A 21,942-nucleotide genomic window follows, 5' to 3' on the forward strand; every position below is an offset into this window, starting at 1 on the left:
CGAACCCGGAAGCTAAGCCTTTCAGCGCCGATGGTACTGCAGGGGGGACCCTGTGGGAGAGTAGGACACCGCCGAACAATTATTGTGGGAAAGCCCCGCACCTTCTGGTGCGGGGCTTTCCTGCGTTCAGGGGCAATCCGAACCTTTCTCTTTTGGGTCGGATTTCCTCCTTTGGTCTCAGAGGCGGCCTGTGGCCTTGAGGGCGAGATACGCGTCGGCAAGAGCCGGGGCGAGCTTGTCGGGGGTGGCGTCCACGACCGTGACACCGTGGCGCTGGAGCTTTTCCGATGTGTGGCGGCGCTGGGCTTGGGCCTGGATGCCGGCAGCGGCCTCGTAGACCGCTTCGACGGTGCCGCGCGCCTTCGTCATCGCTTCCGTATGTGGATCGGCGACCGAGGCTACGAGGAGAGTGTGGCGCTGGGTCAGCTGCGGGAGTACCGGCAGCAGTCCCTCCTCGATGGGGGCGGCTTCAAGGCTGGTGAGGAGCACGATGAGGGACCGGCGTGGCGCGTTGGTCAAGGCCGCGGAGCTGAGGCCGCGGGCGTCGGTTTCGATGAGTTCGGGTTCAAGCGGGGCGAGGGCATTGACCAGTGCGGGGAGGACGTCGCCTGCTGTGCGGCCCTGCACGCGGGCGCGGACGCGGCGGTCGTAGGCGAGGAGGTCCACTCGGTCGCCGGCTCGCGACGCGAGAGCCGTGAGGAGCAGCGCGGCGTCCATGGCGGCGTCCAGGCGCGGCACGTCACCGACTCGGCCGGCTGAGGTACGGCCGGTGTCGAGGACGATGAGGATGTGACGGTCACGTTCCGGGCGCCAGGTGCGTACGGCGACGGTTTGCTGGCGGGCCGTTGCGCGCCAGTCGATGGAACGCGTGTCGTCGCCAGGGACGTACTCGCGGAGGCTGTCGAACTCGGTGCCCTGGCCGCGGGTGAGGACGCTGGTGCGGCCGTCGAGCTCCCGGAGGCGGGCCAGCCTGGAAGGAAGGTGCTTCCGGCTCGTGAAAGCCGGCAGGACACGGACCGTCCACGGGATTTTGTGATCGCCCTGGCGGGCGGCGAGACCCAGCGGGCCGTAGGAGCGCACGGTGACACGATCAGCGTGACGGTCGCCGCGGCGAGTTGGCCGGAGCACGGTGGTGAGGCGTCGGCGTTCACCGGCAGGGACGGTCAGCTTGTGCCGGGACGCGGCCTGCTCGCTGCCGGGAAGCCAACTGCTGGGCGGCCAGGCGTCACGGAGGTGGGCGCGCAGCCGGCGCCGGGACGGGTTGGTGATCGTGAGGTGGACGTGGGCGGCGTCACCGAGTCGAACGCTTGTGTCACCACTTCGGGTGAACCGCAGTGTTCGCACTGGCGCGGCGAGCGCGTAGTCGCACAGAATTGCGAGCGAGAGGGGCGCGTTGACAGCGAGCATCCCCGTCCAGTTGGGGGCGAGGATGCCGACGGGGAGAGTGCCGATCGCGGCGAGGAGCGCGGTTCGTCCGGTGAGGGCCACGGTTTCACTGCCTCAGCGGGGAACGGGGACGTGGGTCAGGATCGCGGTGATGACGGAGTCCGGGGTGACTCCTTCCATCTCCGCCTCGGGGCGCAGCTGGATGCGGTGGCGCAGGGTCGGCAGGGCAAGGGCCTTCACGTCGTCAGGGATGACGTAGTCGCGGCCGGTGAGCCAAGCCCAGGCGCGGGCGGTGGAGAGCAGGGCGGTGGCGCCTCGCGGGGAGACGCCGAGAGTCAGTGAGGGGGATTCACGGGTGGCACGGCAGATATCGACGACGTAGCCGGCGATTTCGCTGGAGATCGTGGTCTTGGCGACGGCGGCGCGGGCGGCTTCCAGTTCCGCGGGGCCGGCGACCGGACGTACTCCTGCGGCTTGGAGGTCGCGCGGGTTGAAGCCCTCGGCATGGCGTGTCAGGACGTTGATCTCGTCCTCGCGTGAGGGCAGAGGGACCGTCAGTTTGAGCAGGAACCGGTCAAGTTGGGCCTCCGGGAGCGGGTAGGTGCCCTCGTACTCGACCGGGTTCTGTGTGGCGGCGACGAGGAAGGGCTCGGGGAGCGGGCGCGGCGTGCCGTCTACCGTGACCTGGCGCTCTTCCATCGCTTCCAGAAGCGATGACTGGGTCTTCGGCGGCGTGCGGTTGATTTCGTCGGCGAGTAGGAGGTTGGTGAAGACCGGGCCGGGCTGGAAGGAGAACTGGGCTGTTCGGGCGTCGTACACGAGGGACCCCGTGACGTCGCTCGGCATCAGATCAGGGGTGAACTGGACGCGCTTGGTGTCCAGTTGGAGGGATGCGGCAAGTGCGCGGACGAGCAACGTCTTGGCGACTCCGGGCACTCCCTCGAGGAGGACGTGGCCTCGGCAGAGCAGGGCGACGACCAGTCCGGTGACAGCTGGGTCCTGCCCGACCACGGCCTTGGCGATCTCGGTGCGCAGAGCCTCCAGGGAGGAGCGGGCGCTGTCCGAGTTCTCAGCGGTCTCGGGGGTCGGGGCACTCATGAGGTGCGTACCTCTCTTTCGAGGGCGTCGAGTTGGTCTGCCAGAAGGATGAGCGCGGCGTCATCGGAGGGAGCGGGACCAAACAGAAGAGTCCGGAGGTCTCGGCCCTCTGACGGGAGCCGTGCGGACACGGCCGGGAGCAGGACGTCGGGTGAGTGGGCTTCCCTCGGAGGGACGCCCAGAAGGGGGGCCAGCCGGGTTCGGGTAGCGGTGCGAAGGACGGTGGCCGCGCGGTCGAGGGCGTTCGATTTGCGGTAGAGGCGGGCGCGGCCCTCGGTGGTTTCGGAGGCGCGGATGGCGACGGGCAGCTGCTCGGTCACCAGCGGACCGAGGCGCCGGGCGCGCCAGACGGCGGCGAGGACGGCGGCGACAGCGAGCTGGACAGTGCCCCAGAGCCAACCGGAGGGGATCAGTTCGAGGAATCCGCTGTCGCCGGAGGCGCCGTTGCCGTCCGTGTTGTCGCCGCCCTGTGCGGCGGATGGATCACTGAGCGAGGGGAGGTACCAGACGAGATGAGGCCGGGAACCGAGCAGTTGGAGGGCGAGCGAGGCATTGCCCTGCTGGTCGAGGCGGTCGTTGTAGAGGATGTCGGGGGCGCCGAGGAGGACCGTGTCACCGCCGGTGGGCTCGTCGATCCTCAGGAGAGTGGCCCGGCCGTCGCTGGGGTAGCACGCGTCACTGCCGGGGGCGTCGGTCACGTAGCGCTCGCCGCCGAGGTCGGCGTCGCCGGCTCGCTGCGCGGCAGGCAGGGAGCACTCGGGGGCGAGAGTCGAGACCGGGGCGGAACGGCCCGTGGTCACCCCGGGGGCGAGGGTGCCGACGGAGGTGGTGCCGGCGGCGACGAGGACGGTACGGCCGCGCATGGTGTCCATGTCGCCGCGCAGGACGCTGCGCTGGTGGCCCGTCAGAAGATCCGGGGTGGTGACCAGGAGGGTGGTGTTGGGCCCTGTCGCGTCGGTGGCCTCGTCGAGCGTGGTGACCACGCGAGTGGTGACACCGCGCTGCTTGAGAAGCTCGGCTACGGCGCGGCTGCCGTTGGGGTCGGCGGAGCGCGGGTCGAGGTGGCCGTGCTGGGTGCCGGAGCGGACCAGCGCCATGACGATCCCGGCCATGATCAGGATGGCGATGGCGAGGAGCAGCCCCCGTGCCCGCGTCCACATCTGATGAGGGGTGAGGGATGTCGAGGTGGTGGCGGTGGAGGTCATCCGGCCGCTCCTTGGACCACGTCGCTCAGTTGGGGCTTGGTGCGTTCCAGCGCGGTGTCCAGGTCCTTGAGCCGCTGGTACGCGCGCTGGTCGGTGGTGCGCCCACCATATGTGACGTCGTCGAATTCACGTGCGGCGGCACGGAGTTCGTCCGCGTGGCCGGGCAGGGTTCGGCCCGCCTCGGCCGCGGCTTCGTCGGCGGTGCGGCCTGGGCGCGGGTCGAGGAGGGTGCGTTCCTCCAGGGAGCGCACGATGGCCCGCATCCGTTCCTGGACGGCCTCGTTCCAGCGGCCGGCGGCGGCGTGCTTGTCCGCGGTGGCGCGGTGTTCGGCGGCGCTGCGAGGACGGTCGCCGAACAGGGAGTCCGCGCTGACGGGGGTGCGCTGCGGGGTACCGAGCCGCCACCACAGGGCGCCGATGAGGGCCACGACGACCAGGGCGATCACCACGAGTCCGAGCAGCCCGCCCGGAGTGGCGTCCGAGGCGGAGGCGAAGAGGCGGCCCACCCAGTCCCAGAAGCTGTCGAGCGCGCGCTGGAGGAGGTTGGGGTCGTTCTCGTGGTACATGGGCTTGGACAGCTCCCGCTCCGCCGCCTCGCGGGCGGGGAGGCGGGGACTGTCCACCGGCACGTCATCGTTCGCGTGGGTCAGCAGCCACGCCGTCGTCATGCCCCCCGTGCTGGGCACCGCATCAGCTCCTGGGGGCGGTGTCGTCCGGCGAGGGGGAGCCGTATCCGGGCACGCCGGCGGCGCGGGCCAGCTCCAGGTCGAGGGCTTCCCGCCGGATCCGCTGGTCGATGTAGAGGAGGACCGAGACGCCGGAGGAGATCGGGTAGGTGATCGAGGCGGCGATCACCGCACCGATGCCGGTGATGATCAGGAAGGGCCATCCGAACTCCGGAGGCGTACCGGCGAGCAGGCCGCCGAGTCCCTGCCCGTCCACCGCCAGCGCGACGATGGAGAAGGGAATCGCGATGATCATCGAGATCAGCAGCATCAGCAGCATGGTGAGGGTCAGGATGCCGAAGATCCGCCACCAGGCGCCCTGAACCAGCTTGGCGGAGCGTCGCAGCGCCGCGAGCACGCCCTGCCGCTCCAGCATCAGCGCCGAGTAGGAGAGGCTGAAACGGACGAGCAGCCAGACGATGACCACGGCGGCGGCGATACCGCCGACGACGGCCAGCAGCACGCCCACGGGCGAGTCGTCCAGGAGCAGGCCCGGAAGCAGGCCCACGGCCATGATGGCGGCACTCATCAGGGGCAGCAGCAGCACCAGGCCGAGGAGATGAGGCAGACGCGGCCTGGCCTCGCGCCAGGCGTCGGCGAGCGTCACGGGCCGGCCCAGCACCGAGCGGCTGATCACCATGGTCAGCAGAGCGGTGGTGATGAACGTGCCGATGAGGGTGAGGCCCATCGTGGGAGCCAGGGAGATGAGGCTGGCCTGGAGGGACTCGACCGACTGCTCCAGAGCCTCCGCCGGAGTCGGGTCCGGCTTGAGCTGCGGGGGCGCCGGCACCACGTACCGCTGAATGAGAATGTCGCCGAGCTGCGTGAAGACGGAAACGGTCAGCGTGATGCCGAGCACGGTGCGCCAGTGGGCCCGCAGAGTGGAGACCGCACCGTCGAGGATCTCGCCCACGCCGAGGGGGCGCAGCGGGATGACGCCGGGCTTCGCGGCCGGCGGCCGACCCCAGCCACCCTGGTGTGCGCCGCCGCCCCAGCGCGGTGCGGGCGTGTGCGGCGGGACCGGGCCGGACGGGCCCGGCATGGTCGGCGGGGACCACTGGGCGGGCGGCGGCTGGTTCGGGGACCACTTGGGGGCGGTGCCGGGTTCGTCGGACGGCTCGGCGGGCCGGGGGGCGTCGCCGCCCTGGCCGTCGGAGGGAGAAGATCCGGGCGAGGCCCAGCCCGGAGTGTCGTTCACGGTCGTCCACCTCGTGAATTGGTCGCGGTACCGGCTCGGCGAGCCGGCTCGGTCACGGTGCTGGGCCGCTCGGTAGGGCGGCAGGTTGGCAGCCATCGTGCCACGCGCCGTCCACCGGCGGGCCCGGGGCCGGATCTCCTCGCCACCTTCATTGTCCGTGGTTCAGCGGGCAGACTGGGCGGATGGCTGATCAGTACGCACAAACTCCCGTCGGCACCGCACCGTCCACGCTTCCCTCACTGCGCTGGGATGAGCCGCCGGAAGGGCCGGTGGTCGTGCTCCTCGACCAGACGCGGCTGCCCGCCGAGGAGGTCGAGCTGGTCTGTACGGATGTGCCGGCGCTGGTCGGGGCGATCCAGACCCTCGCCGTGCGGGGGGCGCCGCTGCTCGGCATCGCCGGTGCCTACGGCGTGGCGCTGGCCGCGGCGCGGGGCTACGAGGTGGAGGAGGCGGCCGAGCTGCTGGCGGGAGCGCGGCCCACCGCGGTGAACCTCGCCTACGGCGTGCGGCGGGCGGTCGCCGCGCACCGGGCGGCGATCGAGAAGGGGGAGGACCGCGATGCGGCGGCAGGGGCGGCGCTCGCGGAGGCCAGGGCCCTGCACCGGGAGGACGCCGAAGCCAGTGTGCTGATGGCGGGGCACGGGCTCGCGCTGCTGGACGAGCTCCTGCCCGGCGGTGGCCACCGGATCCTGACCCACTGCAACACCGGGGCGCTGGTCTCCGGCGGGGAGGGGACCGCGTTCGCCGTGGCGCTGGAGGCGCACCGGACGGGCAGGCTGCGGCGGCTGTGGGTGGATGAGACCCGGCCGCTGTTGCAGGGGGCCCGGCTGACGGCGTACGAGGCGGCCCGCAACGGGATGGCGTACACGCTGCTCACGGACAATGCCGCGGGCTCGCTGTTCGCGGCGGGGGAGGTGGACGCCGTGCTGATCGGGGCGGACCGGATCGCCGCCGACGGTTCGGTGGCCAATAAGATCGGGAGCTACCCGCTCGCGGTCCTGGCCAAGTACCACCACGTGCCGTTCATCGTGGTGGCGCCGACCACGACGATCGACCTCACGACCCCGGACGGAGCGTCCATAGAGGTGGAGCAGCGGCCCGGGCAGGAAGTGACGGAGCTCACTGCGCCGCCGCAGGTGCTGAGCGGTGGGGTCGGAGTGGGGGGAGGGCTCCCGGTGGCTCCGCTGGGAACGCAGGCGTACAACCCGGCGTTTGACGTCACGCCCCCCGAGCTGGTGACGGCGATCGTCACCGAGCTGGGGGCGGTGTCGCCGGTGACCGGAGGAGGAATTTCCGAGCTGTGTGCCAGGTCACGCCAGGTAACGATTAGCTAATGGGATGATGTCGATTATGAAGGGACGCGTCCTTGTCGTCGACGACGACACCGCACTGGCCGAGATGCTCGGAATTGTGCTGCGTGGTGAAGGTTTCGAGCCGTCGTTCGTAGCGGACGGCGACAAGGCACTTGCTGCTTTCCGGGAGGTCAAGCCGGACCTGGTGTTGCTGGATCTCATGCTGCCCGGCCGGGACGGCATCGAGGTGTGCCGGCTGATCCGGGCCGAGTCCGGTGTGCCGATCGTGATGCTGACCGCCAAGAGCGACACCGTCGATGTGGTGGTCGGCCTGGAGTCCGGGGCCGATGACTACATCGTCAAGCCGTTCAAGCCGAAGGAGCTGGTCGCCCGGATCCGGGCGCGGCTGCGGAGGTCGGAGGAGCCGGCGCCGGAGCAGCTGACCATCGGTGACCTGGTGATCGATGTGGCCGGCCACTCGGTGAAGCGGGACGGACAGTCCATCGCGCTCACCCCGCTGGAGTTCGACCTGCTGGTCGCCCTGGCGCGCAAGCCGTGGCAGGTGTTCACCCGTGAGGTGCTGCTGGAGCAGGTGTGGGGTTACCGCCACGCCGCGGACACGCGGCTGGTGAACGTCCATGTGCAGCGGCTGCGCTCCAAGGTCGAGAAGGACCCGGAGCGGCCGGAGATCGTCGTGACCGTCCGCGGTGTCGGTTACAAGGCCGGACCGAGCTGACATGTCCCGCGGCAGCGCTGCTCCGAAGCCCGGGAACCCGGGAGTCCGTGCGGGGCGGGCTGCCGGGCCGGGGCGTGAGTCCTGGCGACTGAGCCGTCTGCTCCAGGGCGGACGGCTCCTCCAGGACGGGGCGCTCGGCGGTCGGGTGCTCCGGCTCCTGGTGCGCTGGGTGCGCCGGCCGCTGCTGCCCGCCCTACGGCTGTGGCGCAGGAACATCCAGCTGCGGGTGGTCGCCGGCACACTGCTGATGTCGCTCGGAGTGGTGCTGCTGCTCGGCTTCGTCGTCATCGGACAGATGCGCAACGGCCTGCTGGACGCCAAGGAGAGGGCCGCGCAGAGCCAGGCGTCCGGCGGCTTCTCGGCGGCCCAGGACCAGGCGAGCATGCCCACGGGGCCGGGCGGCCAGGACGGCGGCTCCGCCGCGGGCGGGACCGCCCGTGCCTCGCTGAACTGGCGGTCCGACCTGGTCGTGCAGCTCGCCAGCGGTGGTCAGAGCGCGTTCAACGTGGTGGCTCTCAGCTCGGACTCGGAGGGCACGGCGCCCAGCCGCGGCGCGCGGGCGTCCGGTGGGGTGGAACCGGCGAGGAGTATTCCGCCGCAGCTGCGGGAGTCGGTGGCGCAGGGCACGGGGACGTTCCAGACGTACACCCGGATCAACTACACCGATGGCAAGCCGTCCGAGGCCGGGCTCGTCATCGGCAAACGGCTCAATGACATCGACGGCAATTCCTACGAGCTGTACTACCTCTTCCCGCTGACACAGGAAGAGGACTCGCTCGCACTGGTGAAGACGACGCTCGCGACGGCCGGTCTGTTCGTGGTGGTCCTGCTCGGGGCCATCGCCTGGCTGGTGGTCCGGCAGGTCGTGACGCCGGTACGGATGGCGGCCGGCATCGCCGAGCGGCTGTCGGCGGGCCGGCTCCAGGAGCGGATGAAGGTCACCGGCGAGGACGACATCGCCCGGCTCGGTGAGGCCTTCAACAAGATGGCGCAGAACCTACAGCACAAGATCCAGCAGCTGGAGGAGCTATCGAGGATGCAGCGGCGGTTCGTCTCGGACGTGTCGCACGAGCTGCGTACACCGCTGACGACCGTGCGGATGGCGGCCGATGTCATCCATGAGGCGCGTGAGGACTTCGACCCGGTGACGGCGCGTTCGGCGGAGCTGCTGGGCGACCAGCTGGACCGCTTCGAGTCGCTGCTGTCGGATCTGCTGGAGATCAGCCGCTTCGACGCGGGCGCCGCGGCGCTGGAGGCGGAGCCGATAGACCTGCGGGAGGTCGTACGCAGGGTGATCGGCGGGGCCGAGCCGCTGGCCGAGCGCAAGGGCGGCCGGATCCTCGTGGTGGGCGACGAGCAGCCGGTGGTCGCGGAGGCCGATGCGCGCCGGGTCGAGCGGGTGCTGCGCAACCTGGTCGTCAACGCCGTGGAGCACGGCGAGGGCCGCGACGTGGTGGTCCGCATGGCCGCCGCGGGCGGCGCGGTGGCCGTCGCGGTGCGCGACTACGGGGTGGGGCTGAAGCCCGGCGAGGCCACGCGGGTGTTCAACCGCTTCTGGCGGGCGGACCCGGCACGGGCGCGCACCACCGGCGGTACGGGCCTGGGGCTGTCGATCGCCGTGGAGGACGCGCGGCTGCACGGCGGCTGGCTGCAGGCGTGGGGGGAACCGGGCGGCGGTTCGCAGTTCCGGCTGACGCTGCCGCGTACGGCGGACGAGCCGTTGCGCGGCTCGCCGATACCCCTGGAGCCGGAGGACTCGCGGCGCAACCGGGAGCGGGCGGCCGCCGAGGAAGCGCAGGGCGCTGGCCGGCTGCCTACGGTGCCCGGGCAGGCCGGGGGCGCGGCCCGTGCGGGGCTGCCCATCGCGTCGCGTACGGCGCTGCCGCCACGGCAGGCGGCGCAGGTCGCGGCCGATCCGACGGCCCTGCCCGGGAACGGGGCCCGGGTCGTGGCGCGTGGCGGCGGAGAGCGGGGGGCGGGCGAGGGGACCTCGCCCGCGCAGGACGGGAAGCGGGAGGGTACGACTCGTGGGCGCTGAGCGTCGTCGCGGCCGTGGACGTACGGTACGCGCAGCCGCGCTGCTCGGCTGCGGCGCACTGCTGGCCGGGTGCGCGTCCATGCCGGACAGCGGGGAAGTGTCCCAGGTCAAGGCGTCCAACCCCGGGGACTCCCAGGTGCGGGTGTATCCGGTGACGCCGCGGGAGAACGCGGAGCCGGGCGAGATCGTCGACGGGTTCCTGGAGGCGATGACGGGTGACGACCCGGGGTTCGCGACGGCCCGTACGTACCTGACCAAGCAGGCGGCGCGGACCTGGAAGCCCGAGGAGCGCACCACGGTGCTCACGGCCGCGCCGGTCAGCAGGCAGCCGGACCGCATCAGCGTCCGGGAGACACGGAACCTCGTCTACCCGTTGTACGGCAAGCAGATCGCGACCGTGAACAGCCGGCACGCCTACCAGCCGATGCGTAGCACCGACTACAGCGAAACGATCGAGCTGGCGCAGGTCACCGGCCCGGACGGCAAGAGCAAGGAATGGCGTATCGCCCGCCTGCCGCAGGGTCTGCTGCTGGGCGAGTCGGACTTCCAGCGCAACTACCGTTCGGTCAACACGTACTACTTCGCCTCCGGCCGGCAGTGGGTCGTGGCCGACCCGGTGTACATCAGGCAGCGGCAGGATCCGGTGACGCGGATGGACCCGGTGGCGCAGACCGTCAAGGCGCTGCTGGAGGGGCCGACCGACTGGCTTGAGCCGGTGGTGGATTCCAGTTTCCCGACGGGTGTGGCGCTGAAGAGCGGCGTTACGTCGCTGACCCCGGACGACCAGAACAAGCTCAAGGTGCCGCTCAATAAAAAGGCGGACAATATAGGGCTCGACCGGTGTCGGCGAATGGCGGCCCAATTGCTGTTCACCGTGGGAGATTTGGGTTCCGCCCGGGTCGAGCAGGTGGAGTTGCAGCGTGAGGACGGTCGCACGCTGTGCCTGTTGGGGGAGAGCCAGAAGGAGAACTACCGGGCCGACCCCTCGGGCGGACTCCGGGTGAATCCGTACTTCGTCGACGCCTCCGGACGGCTGGCGGAGCTGGAGGTCGGCGCTGAGGACGTGGGGACGCCGGAGCCTGTGCCCGGACCCTTCGGCAACGGGTCGGTGAGGATCAGCACGGTGGCGGTGGCCCGGGACGAGCGTCGTGCGGCCGCCGTTTCGGACGGCGAGAGCAATATGCGGGTGGCCTCCGTGGTCGCCGACGCGCACCTGCCCGAGCCGCTGGTGCACAGCAACGGTGCCAAGCCGGCCGACCGGCTGTCCGCGCCCAGCTGGGACGGACGCGACGGTCTGTGGGTGGCCGACCGCGACCCGGCGAACCCACGGCTGTTGTTCGTGCCCGGCGGCTCCGGGCAGCCGCTCAAGGTCGCGGCGCCGTGGCTCACCGACGGTGTGCGGATCGAGGAGCTGCGGGTCTCCGAGGACGGGGTGCGGATCGCGCTGCGCCTGACCGAGGGCGACAAGACGACCCTGCACATCGGGCGGATCGAACGCCGCGGTTCCGGCGCGAAGCAGACGGTCGAGGTCGTCGGCCTGCAAGCCGTGGCGCCGCGGATGGAGTCGGTGACGTCGGTGTCGTGGGCGGGGCCGAGCCGGCTGGTGGTGCTGGGCAAGCTGGCCGGCGGGGTGCAGCAGGTGCGCTACATCCAGACGGACGGTTCGACATCGGCCGCGGCGGTGCCGGGACTGAACCAGGTGAAGGCGGTCGCGGCGGCGAACGACGAGCGGGCGCCGCTGGTGGCGGCCTCGTCCGACGACGGGATCGTGCGGTTGCAGGCGGGTGCCAACTGGCAGCCGATGGTGGACAAGGGCACGTCACCGGTCTACCCGGGCTGACGCGTGCTGCTCCGGGGATCGCCGCAGGTCCGGGCGGCGCCGGGGCCGCGCCCTGCCGCGCGCATCGTCGGCAGCGTGCCCGGTGCCGGGGTCGGCGTCGGGGTTTTCCACAGGGGTGGCCGGGGCTGTGCGCCGTTGGCACAGTGGTGCCATGCGGGGATGGTGGCGGGAGATCACCGGGCTGGTGCTGCCGGTCGCCTGTGGGGGCTGCGGCCGCGCTCGTACGACGCTGTGCGCGCGTTGTGAGCAGGCGTTGTACGGGTCTCGGGCGCGGCGGGTGCGGCCTGTGCCGGAGCCGGCGGGGCTGCCGGTGGTCCATGCCGCGGCGCCGTACGAGGACGCGGTACGGGCGGTGCTGCTGGGGCACAAGGAGCGCGGTGTGCTGGGACTGGCCCGGCCGCTGGGCGTCGCGCTCGCCGGGGCCGTGAGGGCGGCTGTAGCGGCTTCTCCCGGCACGGGGAGCGGCCCGTTGCTCCTGGTGCCGGTTCCCTCCGCCCGGCGCGTCGTGCGGGCGCGTGGGCACGACGCGGCACGGCGGATCGCGCTGGCCGCGGCGGGCGAGCTGCGGCGTACGGGGGTGGCGGCGCGGGCGCTGCCCGTGTTGCGGCTGCGCCGGGCGGTGGCGGACCAGTCCGGGCTGGGCGCGCGGGAACGGCTCGCGAACCTGGCCGGGGCCCTGGACGTGGCGGCCGGCGCGGGGCGGCTGCTGGCCGTCGGCAGGCCCGTGCTGGTGGACGACCTCATGACCACCGGGGCCTCGCTGGTCGAGGCGGCGCGGGCACTGCGTGCCACTTCGGAGCCGCGATTTCCCGGGCACGTACGGATGAACGCCGCGGTTGTCGCCGCGACCCCCGCGTCGTTCGCAATAAACCGGAACTGACGGGGAACTTGCATCGTTGCAGCTAGTGAAGGAGGAAAAACACCTGATCGGAGGTTCGTGCGGATAGCGGGTGCCGACACCGGTCCGAGCGAGCTATGTTCGGGTGTGAGGAATGGCGAAAGCCGCGCTTCACCGAATGCACTGCCGTGCTTCCGGCGAGATTCCGGGGGCCGGTCAGGACATCCAAGGTGGTGGGGTGGGGATCTTGCCGACGGGGGAGGAGGAGGTCGAGTCGCCAAGTCCGAGGCTCCGGAAATCACCGGGGTCTGGTGCAAAAGGGAGATGCTCGCCGGTGGTGAGCCGGCAGGAGCGATCCGGGAACGGAGTTCTGCGTGGACATCGTCGTCAAAGGCCGCAAGACCGAGGTGCCCGAACGGTTCCGTAAGCACGTGGCCGAGAAGCTGAAGCTGGAGAAGATCCAGAAGCTCGACGCCAAGGTGATCAGCCTCGACGTCGAGGTGTCCAAGGAACACAACCCGCGGCAGGCGGACCGGTCCGACCGCGTGGAGATCACCCTCCACTCCCGGGGGCCCGTGATCCGGGCGGAGGCGGCGGCCGGCGACCCGTACGCAGCGCTTGACCTGGCCACGGACAAGCTCGAGGCCCGCCTTCGCAAGCAGCACGACAAGCGTCACACCCGCCGTGGGAGCGGCCGTCTTTCGGCTGCCGAAGTGCCCAACGCCGTCCCGGGCGTGGCCATGCTGAACGGGAACGGCGCCGTCGCGGTGGAGGAACGGTCGGAGTCCATTCCGACGACCCGGATGGGCCCGCTGGAGGTGCGGGGCGAGGGGCCCCTGGTGGTCCGCGAGAAGACCCACACGGCCGCCCCGATGTCGCTCGACCAGGCTCTCTACGAGATGGAGCTGGTCGGACACGACTTCTATCTGTTCGTCGACTCGGAGACCAAGCAGCCCAGCGTCGTCTACCGGCGGCACGCCTATGACTACGGCGTCATCCACCTGGAGACCGATCCGCTGGCCGGCTCCGACGCGAGCGGCGCCGGCGGCGCGCTCGGCGGCTGACGGCAGCTGACTCGTCCCGGTTGGTGCCTCTGGAGCGCCGTTGTGCGCCCCCAGGGGCACCACCGCGCGCCCACGAGAGCACCGTTCCGCCGTCCGGGCATGAAATCATGGTGGGCGCGCCAACCAGTGCTCCAAGGGCCCCGGTTGGCGGACCGAACATGAATGTCAGGCCAGGCCTGCAGGGGGAGGAACGATGGCGGACAGCTTCGGCCCGGTGCACCACCCGGGCGGCTCCGACGCCCCGGTGGGCGGGGCGAGTGCCGGGAGCGAGGCGGGCCCGGAAGCGGACGGCGACGCGTCCCGCAAGGAGCCCATCCGGGTCCTTGTCGTGGACGACCACGCGCTCTTCCGCAGGGGGCTGGAGATCGTCCTCGCGCAGGAGGAGGACATCCAGGTGGTGGGTGAGGCGGGCGACGGCGCGGAAGCCGTCGACAAGGCCGCCGACCTGTTGCCCGACATCGTGCTGATGGACGTCCGGATGCCCAAGCGGGGCGGAATCGAGGCCTGCACCTCCATCAAGGAGGTGGCCCCCAGCGCCAAGATCATCATGCTGACGATCAGCGACGAGGAGGCCGACCTCTACGACGCGATCAAGGCGGGCGCGACGGGCTATCTCCTCAAGGAGATCTCCACCGACGAGGTGGCCACCGCGATCCGGGCGGTCGCGGACGGCCAGTCGCAGATCAGCCCGTCGATGGCCTCCAAGCTGCTCACCGAGTTCAAGTCGATGATCCAGCGCACCGACGAGCGCCGGCTCGTCCCCGCCCCGAGGCTGACCGACCGTGAGCTGGAGGTCCTGAAGCTGGTCGCCACCGGCATGAACAACCGGGACATCGCCAAGGAGTTGTTCATCTCGGAGAACACCGTGAAGAACCACGTCCGCAACATCCTGGAGAAGCTCCAGCTGCACTCCAGGATGGAAGCGGTGGTCTACGCGATGAGGGAGAAGATCCTCGAGATCAGGTGAGGGCGGACGAGAGGGCGGCGGCGAGTTCCGGCCGGTCGACGCGTTCGATCCGGACGGAATCGCATCCCACCCACTCGGCGGCCTCCCGCAGCGCCTGGGCCATGGGGGCCACCGCCTTGGCGGAGTCCAGCGACACCTGCTTGGCCACCAGCGTCCTGCCCTCGCGTGCCGGGTCGGCCCTGCCGAGCAGCCGTCCGCCCGCCAGCAGCGGCATCGCGAAGTAGCCGTGTATCCGCTTCTGCTTGGGGACGTACGCCTCAAGCCGGTGGGTGAAGCCGAAGATACGCTCGGTGCGCGCCCGCTCCCAGATCAGCGAGTCGAAGGGCGACAGCAGTGTCGTACGGTGCCGTCCGCGCGCCACGCTCGCCAGGGCCTCCGGGTCCGCCCAGGCCGGCTTCTCCCAGCCCTGCACCCGCACCGGCACCAGCCCCGAGTCGGCGACCACGGCGTCGAACTGCTCGCCCTTGAGGCGGTGGTAGTCGGCGATGTCCGCGCGCGTGCCCACGCCCAGCGCCTGCCCGGCCAGCCGCACCAGGCGGCGCAGGCACTCGGTGTCGTCCAGCTCGTCGTGCAGCAGATGGTCGGGGACGGCCCGCTCGGCCAGGTCGTACACCCGCTTCCAGCCGCGCCGCTCGGTGCAGACCACCTCCCCGTACATCAGCGCCCGCTCGACGGCGACCTTCGACTCCGACCAGTCCCACCACTCGCCGCCGTTCTTCGCGCCGCCGAGCTCCGTGGCCGTCAGCGGCCCCTCGGCGCGCAGCTGCTTGATCACCGCGTCGTAGGCGCCGTCCGGCAGGTCGTGGTACCAGTGCGGGCGCGCGCGGTAGGCGCGGCGGCGGAAGGCGAAGTGCGGCCACTCCTCGATCGGCAGGATGCATGCCGCGTGCGACCAGTACTCGAAGGCGTGGGGGCGTGCCGGGGACCCGTCAAGGGACGCGGGGGTCCAGTAGGCCGCCTCGACGGTCTTGCGGCCGACGGCGCCCAGCCGTGCGTACGGAATCAGCTCGTGGGAGCGGGCGAGCACCGAGATCGTGTCCAGCTGGACGGCGCCGAGGTGCCGCAGGATTCCGCGCACGCCGGCGCGGCGGTCCGGCGCGCCCAGGAACCCCTGGGCGCGCAGCGCGATGCGACGGGCCTCGTCGGCGGAGAGCTCGGCGGTGGGACGCGGCAGGGTCGTCATGCTCGGCACGATAGACGGCGGCACTGACACTCCGGAGGGGCTGGGGGAACAGGTGCGGTCAGGACGGTGCGGTCAGGACTGGGGCGGTCAGGACGGGGGGCAGGACCGGGGCGGTCAGGACGGGGGCGGGGACGGGAGGTACGGGTAGGCGCTGGGGAGTCCCAGGTCCGAGGGCAGCAGGGCGCCGATCCAGCAGTCCCGCAGCGTCTGCCTGTGGTCCATGGCCGCCCGCAGGGTGCCCTCCACCGTGAAACCCGCCCTCTCGGCGACCGCCCGCGACGCGGCGTTGCCCACCTGGGCCCGCCACTCCAGGCGCGTACAGCCGAGGTCGGTGAACGCCCAGCGGGCCAGTGCGAGCACCGTCTCCCCCGCGTAACCGCGCCCCCGGTGCTCCTTGACCGTGTAGAAGCCGATCTCCCAGGCGCCCGAGCGCCGGTGGTGCAGGCCGGCGGAAGCCAGCAGCGGACCGCCTTCGCGGGGACGTGCGCAGAAGGTGTACGCGGTGTCCGCGCGCCAGCCGTCCGGGACGGTACGTCCCACGTACTCGGCCGCGTGCTGCCGCTCGTACGGGGAAGGGACCGGGATCCAGCGCTGGATGTCCGGGTCCTGACAGGCGGCGTGGACCTCTTCGGCGTCGGCGGGCGTGAGCGTACGCAGCCGCAGGCGCTCGGTGGTGAGGGTGACGGGCTCCATGCCGGAATTGTGGTGGGGCGGGGGAGCCCGGAGCGAACACTTTTCGGGTTCAGCTTCCGCTTCGGCGGCACCTTCCGCGCGTCCCGTGCGTTCTCTTTGCGGGCGGCATGTCGGCACGGCAGCCGGCCTCGGTACGTGCGGACCTCCCGGCGCGGCGGCGTCCTCGCTTACGATGGCCGTTGCGGTGGGGCCCACCTGCCGTGCCCGTGCCAGTGTCATGACAAGACCTAGTGCCAGGCCCGACCGGCAAGGAGACCAACCTCAGTGTCCGTCTTCAACAAGCTCATGCGTGCAGGCGAAGGCAAGATCCTGCGCAAACTGCACCGCATCGCGGACCAGGTCAACTCCATCGAAGAGGACTTCGTCAACCTCTCCGACGCCGAGTTGCGGGCGCTCACCGAGGAGTACAAGCAGCGGTACGCCGACGGTGAGAGCCTCGACGACCTGATGCCCGAAGCCTTCGCGACGGTCCGCGAGGCCGCCAAGCGCGTGCTCGGCCAGCGCCACTACGACGTCCAGCTCATGGGCGGCGCCGCGCTGCACCTCGGTTACGTCGCCGAGATGAAGACCGGTGAGGGCAAGACCCTCGTCGGCACGCTCCCGGCGTACCTCAACGCGCTGTCCGGCAAGGGCGTGCACATGATCACCGTCAACGACTACCTGGCGGAGCGCGACTCCGACATGATGGGCCGGGTCCACAAGTTCCTGGGCCTGGACGTCGGCTGCATCCTCGCCAATATGTCGCCGTCGCAGCGCCGCGAACAGTACAACTGCGACATCACGTACGGCACGAACAACGAGTTCGGCTTCGACTACCTGCGCGACAACATGGCGTGGTCCAAGGAGGAGCTCGTCCAGCGCGGCCACAACTTCGCCTGTGTGGACGAGGTCGACTCCATCCTCGTCGACGAGGCCCGTACGCCGCTGATCATCTCCGGCCCGGCCGACCAGGCCACCAAGTGGTACGGCGACTTCGCCAAGCTGGTCACCCGCCTCAAGAGGGGCGAGGCCGGAAACCCGCTCAAGGGCATCGAGGAGACCGGCGACTACGAGGTCGACGAGAAGAAGCGCACCGTCGCCATCCACGAGTCCGGCGTCGCCAAGGTCGAGGACTGGCTGGGCATCGACAACCTCTACGAGTCGGTCAACACCCCGCTCGTCGGGTACCTGAACAACGCCATCAAGGCGAAGGAACTGTTCAAGAAGGACAAGGACTACGTCGTCATCGACGGCGAAGTCATGATCGTGGACGAGCACACCGGCCGTATCCTCGCCGGCCGCCGCTACAACGAGGGCATGCACCAGGCGATCGAGGCGAAGGAAGGGGTGGACATCAAGGACGAGAACCAGACTCTCGCCACGATCACCCTGCAGAACTTCTTCCGCCTCTACGACAAGCTCTCCGGCATGACCGGTACGGCCATGACCGAGGCCGCCGAGTTCCACCAGATCTACAAGCTGGGCGTCGTCCCGATCCCGACGAACAGGCCGATGATCCGCAAGGACCAGTCGGACCTGATCTACCGCACCGAGGTCGCCAAGTTCGCCGCGGTCGTGGACGACATCGAGGAGAAGCACAGGAAGGGCCAGCCGATCCTCGTCGGTACGACGTCGGTCGAGAAGTCCGAGTACCTCTCGCAGCAGCTGTCCAAGCGCGGCATCCAGCACGAGGTGCTCAACGCCAAGCAGCACGACCGTGAGGCGTCGATCGTCGCCCAGGCCGGCCGCAAGGGCGCCGTCACCGTCGCCACCAACATGGCCGGCCGCGGTACCGACATCAAGCTCGGCGGCAACCCCGACGACCTCGCCGAGGCGGAGCTGCGCCAGCGCGGCCTGGACCCGGTCGAGCACGTGGAGGAGTGGGCCGCGGCCCTGCCCGCCGCGCTGGAGAAGGCCGAGCTCGCCGTCAAGGCCGAGTTCGAAGAGGTCAAGGCGCTCGGCGGGCTGTACGTCCTCGGTACGGAGCGGCACGAGTCGCGCCGTATCGACAATCAGCTGCGCGGCCGCTCCGGCCGCCAGGGCGACCCGGGTGAGTCCCGCTTCTACCTGTCGCTGGGCGATGACCTGATGCGGCTGTTCAAGGCGCAGATGGTCGAGCGCGTGATGGCGATGGCCAACGTTCCCGACGACGTACCGATCGAGAACAAGATGGTCACGCGTGCGATCGCGTCCGCGCAGTCGCAGGTCGAGCAGCAGAACTTCGAGACCCGCAAGAACGTCCTGAAGTACGACGAGGTGCTCAACCGGCAGCGCGAGGTCATCTACGGCGAGCGCCGCCGCGTCCTGGAGGGCGAGGACCTGCATGAGCAGATCCGCCACTTCATGGACGACACCATCGACGCGTACATCGAGGCGGAGACCGTCGAGGGGTTCGCGGAGGAGTGGGACCTGGAGCGGCTGTGGGGCGCCTTCAAGCAGCTCTACCCGTGCAAGGTCACCATCGAGGAGCTGGAGGAGGCGGCCGGCGACCGCGCCGGCATCACCGCCGAGTTCATCGCGGAGTCCATCAAGGAGGACATCCACGAGCAGTACGACGCGCGTGAGAAGCAGCTCGGCTCCGACATCATGCGTGAGCTGGAGCGCCGCGTGGTGCTGTCCGTGCTGGACCGCAAGTGGCGCGAGCACCTCTACGAGATGGACTACCTCCAGGAGGGCATCGGCCTGCGCGCGATGGCGCAGAAGGACCCCCTGGTCGAGTACCAGCGTGAGGGCTTCGACATGTTCACCGCGATGATGGAGGGCATCAAGGAGGAGTCCGTCGGCTACCTGTTCAACCTGGAGGTCCAGGTCGAGCGGCAGGTCGAGGAGGTGCCGGTGCAGGACGCGGCCGCGGCCTCGAAGACCTCCCTGGCCAAGCAGGACGCGGTTCCGGCCGGTGCCGGGCGTCCCGAGATCCGGGCCAAGGGCCTGGACGCGCCGCAGCGGCCGGACCGGCTGCACTTCTCCGCGCCGACCGTGGACGGCGAGGGCGGTGTCATCGAGGGCGACTTCCACAACGGGGACGGCGCGGCCCGGTCCGAGACGGACGGGATGACGCGTGCGGAGCGGCGCAAGGCGCAGAAGGGCGGCCGTCGCCGCAAGAAGTAACCCTGATCGGGCTTGCTCCCGAGGGTTCTCCGGGGCCGGGTGCGTGGCGGAAGCCGCGTGTCCGGCCCCGTGCTTTCGGTGGCACCTTTTAGGGGCGGTCGCCTCTGGGTGGCGCCTCCTAGGGGCGGTCGCGTTCGCCGCCGAGTTCGATGGCCGTGCAGCGCCATTTGTGGTCGGTGCCCTTCTCCAGGCGGAACGCCATCGCCCGGACCTGCTCCCCGGCCGCGATGCTGGCGAACGCCTCCACGACGCCCGGGCGCAGCGGGTAGCCGCCGCACCGGCGGATGACGGGGCGCACACCCCGGGCGCGCAGGGGCGTGGTCGGCGCGAGCCTGATGAGCTGGTCGTACGCCTCGCCGATGGTCTGGCCGAGCATCCAGTGGACCGGGCGCTCGCCGCTGAGGACGGCGAGCAGCCGCTCGGCGAAGACGAGGTGCGGCGGCACCGGACGGCGGGCCGGCACGGTGGTGCGGCCGGGTGTCCTGCCGGCGGCCGGGCGGGGTGCGAGCGGCCGGACCGAGCCGCCGGGTCCGCGTCGGCCCCGGTGGCCGGCCGGACCGTTCGTCGTCCTGGTTGCGGTGGTGCTCATGGTGGTCGTCCCCGTTCCGTCGCGCCCGGTTCGCTACCGGGCAGTAACGTGCGTTGGTGATCTTCTACGGGGCGGGGTGGACGCCCGCAATCGCCGCAGGGGCGGTGTGCGAAGTCGTGGGTGGATCACCTATCCGGGTGAGGGGCGCGGGCGGGGGCCTGGTGAGCGGCGGTGAACGGGTCATACGAGGTGGACGGGGCGGCCGGGCGGGGACCGGGCCCGAACGGGTACTCCGCACGTATCCTGAGGGCGTCCCCGACTACGAAAGCGGCCTGCCATGCGCGTGTACGTCCCCCTGACCCTCCCCGGTCTCGCACAGGCGCACAAAGCGGGCGAGCTGGGCCCCGGCCCCCTGACCGCGTACGCGGTGACACCCGGGCTGCGCGAGTGGTACGTCTCCGAGGACATCGAGGAGCTGGAGTACGCCGCGCTGAGCCGGGCCGCGGCCGCGTCGCTGCGCATGCTGGCCGCCGATCCGGACGCCGCCCGGCGCAGGGTCGTGGTGGCCGTCGACGTCCCGGACGGCGCGGCCGTCGCCGATCCCGACGGGGCGCTGGATCCCTCGTCGGTCGGCGAGGTGCGCATCGCGGGCACGGTGCCGCTGACCACGGCGGCGGCGGTGCACGCGGACGCGGACGACGCCGAGGACGACGTCGCGGCGGCGGCGCAGGCGCTGGGCGCGGCGGATCACGGGGACGATGACGCCCAGTTCGTGGTCGACGGGGCGGAGGACCATGAGCTGCTGTGGTACGGGGTGCAGGAGATTCCCGGGCTGCTCGACTGAGGCGCGACCGCGGGCGACCGGGGGGCGACCGGGGCGAGCGGGAATCGACTGAGAGCCCCTGGAGGGCGCCTGCAAGGCGTCCGGGGGTCGCCCGGGGGCCTGCTCCGGCCTTGGCCGGTTGTCAGAGCCTGCCGGTACCTTCGTGGCATGGGGAAGCGCGGCACACATCTGGTGTGGGACTGGAACGGCACGCTGCTCGATGACATCGACGCGGTCATCGGGGCGACGAACGCGGCGTTCGAGGAGATAGGCATGGAGCCGATCACCCTCGCGCGGTACCGCGAGCTGTACTGCGTGCCGGTTCCGCTGTTCTACGAGCGGCTGATGGGCCGGCTGCCCACGGAGGCGGAGTGGGTGGTGATGGACGGGGCGTTCCACCGGCACTACTGGGCGCGTGCCGGCGCGTGCGGGCTCACGGCCGGTGCCGCGGAACTGCTGGCGACGCGGCAGGCCGCGGGGTTCACGCAGTCGTTGCTGTCGCTGGCCCCGCACGAGCGCCTGATACCCATCGTGCAGCGGCACGGCATCGAGGAGCGGTTCGTGCGGGTGGACGGCCGGATCGGTGACTCGACGGCCGGCAAGGCGGCGCACATGGTGCGCCACCTGCTGGCGCTGGCCGGGACGGTGGCGTCGCCGGACCGGGTCGTGGTCATCGGGGACGCTGCGGACGACGCGGTGGCGGCGGCGCACGTGGGCGCGCAGGCGGTGCTGTACACGGGCGGCTCGCACTGCCGGGCCAGCCTGGAGTCGGTGGGCGTCCCGGTCGTGGACACGCTGGAGGAGGCGGTGGCGGTCGCGGAGGAACTGGTGGCGTAAGGGGGTGCGGTCGGCGCGGGTGCTGCCCGGGCGGGCGCACCCGGCCCGGCGACTGCGCTGCCGCTGCCGATCCGGTCCAGGTTCCGAGCCGTGCGGGGCCCGTGCCGGGGCCCGTGCCGATCCGGGTGCCGGTCTCCCTGCGGTGCCCGTGCCGGTCAGGCGCCGATCCCCGCGCCAGTCCGTGCCGCTCCCTGCGGGGCCCGTGCCGATCCGGTGGCGATCCCCGCGCCGGGTCCGGTGCCGATCCCGGTGCCTTTCCCGGTGCCGATCCGGTGGCGGGCCTGTGCCGATCCGGTGCCGGCCCCGTGTCGGCGTGCCGATCCCGGCGCCGATCCCCGTGCCGGTCCGGTGCCAGACCCCGCACCGGGACCCGTGCCGATCCGGCGCCGATCCGGTGGCGGGC

General features: G+C 71.2%; 18 protein-coding genes and 1 rRNA gene. 11 read left to right on the top strand and 8 right to left on the bottom strand.

The features are described 5' to 3' along the window. Nucleotides 1-77 (top strand): 5S ribosomal RNA (gene rrf, locus QWM81_RS26410); the annotation flags it as partial. A gap of 100 nt (nucleotides 78-177) precedes the next feature. On the opposite strand, the gene QWM81_RS26415 is transcribed toward rrf, so the two are convergent. From QWM81_RS26415 to QWM81_RS26435, 5 genes are read right to left on the bottom strand one after another with little or no spacing between them, the layout of a single operon-like run. Further along, nucleotides 178-1,488, bottom strand: coding sequence for a DUF58 domain-containing protein (locus tag QWM81_RS26415; protein WP_290114870.1), 1,311 nt, complete (start codon nucleotides 1,486-1,488; stop codon nucleotides 178-180). 12 nt (nucleotides 1,489-1,500) lie between these two features. Then, the gene (locus QWM81_RS26420) at nucleotides 1,501-2,484 is read right to left on the bottom strand and encodes an AAA family ATPase (protein ID WP_290114871.1); all 984 of its coding nucleotides are present in this window, start codon (nucleotides 2,482-2,484) and stop codon (nucleotides 1,501-1,503) included. Continuing rightward, nucleotides 2,481-3,689: a DUF4350 domain-containing protein gene (locus QWM81_RS26425; RefSeq protein ID WP_290114872.1), complete on the bottom strand. Its 1,209-nt coding sequence runs from the start codon at nucleotides 3,687-3,689 to the stop codon at nucleotides 2,481-2,483. The genes QWM81_RS26420 and QWM81_RS26425 overlap by 4 nt, the downstream gene beginning before the upstream one ends. Beyond that, entirely contained in the window at nucleotides 3,686-4,375 is a 690-nt protein-coding gene (locus QWM81_RS26430) for a DUF4129 domain-containing protein (RefSeq protein ID WP_435372459.1), read from the bottom strand. Before QWM81_RS26430 ends, QWM81_RS26425 begins: the two co-directional genes overlap by 4 nt. Before the next feature lie 4 nt (nucleotides 4,376-4,379). After that, nucleotides 4,380-5,612: a DUF7544 domain-containing protein gene (locus tag QWM81_RS26435; RefSeq protein WP_290114873.1), complete on the bottom strand. Its 1,233-nt coding sequence runs from the start codon at nucleotides 5,610-5,612 to the stop codon at nucleotides 4,380-4,382. 182 nt (nucleotides 5,613-5,794) lie between these two features. Here QWM81_RS26435 and mtnA point away from each other — a divergent pair, with 182 nt between their 5' ends. The 7 genes from mtnA to QWM81_RS26470 all read left to right on the top strand — a co-directional run bounded on the left by mtnA (nucleotide 5,795) and on the right by QWM81_RS26470 (nucleotide 14,387). After that, on the top strand, nucleotides 5,795-6,946 hold the full coding sequence (gene mtnA / locus QWM81_RS26440) for an S-methyl-5-thioribose-1-phosphate isomerase (RefSeq protein ID WP_290114874.1): 1,152 nt from the start codon (nucleotides 5,795-5,797) through the stop codon (nucleotides 6,944-6,946). Nucleotides 6,947-6,950: 4 nt separating this feature from the next. Then, nucleotides 6,951-7,640, top strand: a complete 690-nt coding sequence (gene mtrA / locus QWM81_RS26445) for a two-component system response regulator MtrA (RefSeq protein WP_199819794.1) — start codon at nucleotides 6,951-6,953, stop codon at nucleotides 7,638-7,640. 1 nt (nucleotide 7,641) lies between these two features. Then, nucleotides 7,642-9,678, top strand: coding sequence for an MtrAB system histidine kinase MtrB (mtrB, locus tag QWM81_RS26450; protein WP_290114875.1), 2,037 nt, complete (start codon nucleotides 7,642-7,644; stop codon nucleotides 9,676-9,678). After that, nucleotides 9,668-11,518: an LpqB family beta-propeller domain-containing protein gene (locus QWM81_RS26455; RefSeq protein ID WP_290114876.1), complete on the top strand. Its 1,851-nt coding sequence runs from the start codon at nucleotides 9,668-9,670 to the stop codon at nucleotides 11,516-11,518. The genes mtrB and QWM81_RS26455 overlap by 11 nt, the downstream gene beginning before the upstream one ends. 151 nt (nucleotides 11,519-11,669) lie before the next feature. Next, nucleotides 11,670-12,398: a ComF family protein gene (locus tag QWM81_RS26460; RefSeq protein ID WP_290114877.1), complete on the top strand. Its 729-nt coding sequence runs from the start codon at nucleotides 11,670-11,672 to the stop codon at nucleotides 12,396-12,398. A 332-nt stretch (nucleotides 12,399-12,730) separates the two neighbouring features. Next, nucleotides 12,731-13,420 (top strand): ribosome hibernation-promoting factor, HPF/YfiA family, encoded by a 690-nt coding sequence (gene hpf, locus QWM81_RS26465; RefSeq protein WP_290114878.1) that lies wholly within the window; start codon nucleotides 12,731-12,733, stop codon nucleotides 13,418-13,420. A 193-nt stretch (nucleotides 13,421-13,613) separates the two neighbouring features. Further along, a complete protein-coding gene (locus tag QWM81_RS26470) occupies nucleotides 13,614-14,387 on the top strand; it encodes a response regulator (RefSeq protein ID WP_290114879.1) in 774 nt (257 codons plus the stop codon). Here the strand turns inward: QWM81_RS26470 and QWM81_RS26475 are convergent. Both QWM81_RS26475 and QWM81_RS26480 read right to left on the bottom strand, forming a co-directional pair. Beyond that, on the bottom strand, nucleotides 14,380-15,570 hold the full coding sequence (locus tag QWM81_RS26475) for a winged helix-turn-helix domain-containing protein (protein WP_290114880.1): 1,191 nt from the start codon (nucleotides 15,568-15,570) through the stop codon (nucleotides 14,380-14,382). The two genes, QWM81_RS26470 and QWM81_RS26475, sit on opposite strands and share 8 nt — an antisense overlap. Nucleotides 15,571-15,684: 114 nt before the next feature. Next, nucleotides 15,685-16,263, bottom strand: coding sequence for a GNAT family N-acetyltransferase (locus QWM81_RS26480; protein ID WP_290114881.1), 579 nt, complete (start codon nucleotides 16,261-16,263; stop codon nucleotides 15,685-15,687). A gap of 264 nt (nucleotides 16,264-16,527) precedes the next feature. On the opposite strand from QWM81_RS26480, the gene secA reads away from it, so the two are divergent. Further along, on the top strand, nucleotides 16,528-19,350 hold the full coding sequence (secA, locus tag QWM81_RS26485) for a preprotein translocase subunit SecA (RefSeq protein WP_290114882.1): 2,823 nt from the start codon (nucleotides 16,528-16,530) through the stop codon (nucleotides 19,348-19,350). Nucleotides 19,351-19,468: 118 nt separating this feature from the next. On the opposite strand, the gene QWM81_RS26490 is transcribed toward secA, so the two are convergent. Next, complete coding sequence (locus QWM81_RS26490) at nucleotides 19,469-19,939, bottom strand: Rv3235 family protein (protein ID WP_290114883.1); 471 nt, start codon at nucleotides 19,937-19,939, stop codon at nucleotides 19,469-19,471. 277 nt (nucleotides 19,940-20,216) lie between these two features. Between QWM81_RS26490 and QWM81_RS26495 the strand changes: the two genes are divergently transcribed. Both QWM81_RS26495 and QWM81_RS26500 read left to right on the top strand, forming a co-directional pair. Continuing rightward, the gene (locus QWM81_RS26495) at nucleotides 20,217-20,723 is read left to right on the top strand and encodes a DUF6912 family protein (RefSeq protein WP_290114884.1); all 507 of its coding nucleotides are present in this window, start codon (nucleotides 20,217-20,219) and stop codon (nucleotides 20,721-20,723) included. 147 nt (nucleotides 20,724-20,870) lie between these two features. Further along, entirely contained in the window at nucleotides 20,871-21,539 is a 669-nt protein-coding gene (locus QWM81_RS26500) for an HAD family hydrolase (RefSeq protein ID WP_290114885.1), read from the top strand. Nucleotides 21,540-21,942: the final 403 nt, after the last annotated feature.

Origin of the sequence: Streptomyces ficellus, assembly GCF_030406405.1 — a bacterium.
GTDB classification, from domain to species: domain Bacteria; phylum Actinomycetota; class Actinomycetes; order Streptomycetales; family Streptomycetaceae; genus Streptomyces; species Streptomyces ficellus_B.

Excerpts from the sequence above, each read along its gene's own strand:
- QWM81_RS26420 (WP_290114871.1), bottom strand. The coding sequence starts at position 2,484 with ATGAGTGCCCCGACCCCCGAGACCGCTGAGAACTCGGACAGCGCCCGC.
- QWM81_RS26425 (WP_290114872.1), bottom strand. The coding sequence starts at position 3,689 with ATGACCTCCACCGCCACCACCTCGACATCCCTCACCCCTCATCAGATG.
- mtnA (WP_290114874.1), top strand. The coding sequence starts at position 5,795 with ATGGCTGATCAGTACGCACAAACTCCCGTCGGCACCGCACCGTCCACG.
- mtrA (WP_199819794.1), top strand. The coding sequence starts at position 6,951 with ATGATGTCGATTATGAAGGGACGCGTCCTTGTCGTCGACGACGACACC.
- mtrB (WP_290114875.1), top strand. The coding sequence starts at position 7,642 with ATGTCCCGCGGCAGCGCTGCTCCGAAGCCCGGGAACCCGGGAGTCCGT.
- QWM81_RS26460 (WP_290114877.1), top strand. The coding sequence starts at position 11,670 with ATGCGGGGATGGTGGCGGGAGATCACCGGGCTGGTGCTGCCGGTCGCC.
- QWM81_RS26470 (WP_290114879.1), top strand. The coding sequence starts at position 13,614 with ATGGCGGACAGCTTCGGCCCGGTGCACCACCCGGGCGGCTCCGACGCC.
- QWM81_RS26475 (WP_290114880.1), bottom strand. The coding sequence starts at position 15,570 with ATGACGACCCTGCCGCGTCCCACCGCCGAGCTCTCCGCCGACGAGGCC.
- QWM81_RS26480 (WP_290114881.1), bottom strand. The coding sequence starts at position 16,263 with ATGGAGCCCGTCACCCTCACCACCGAGCGCCTGCGGCTGCGTACGCTC.
- QWM81_RS26490 (WP_290114883.1), bottom strand. The coding sequence starts at position 19,939 with ATGAGCACCACCGCAACCAGGACGACGAACGGTCCGGCCGGCCACCGG.
- QWM81_RS26495 (WP_290114884.1), top strand. The coding sequence starts at position 20,217 with ATGCGCGTGTACGTCCCCCTGACCCTCCCCGGTCTCGCACAGGCGCAC.
- QWM81_RS26500 (WP_290114885.1), top strand. The coding sequence starts at position 20,871 with ATGGGGAAGCGCGGCACACATCTGGTGTGGGACTGGAACGGCACGCTG.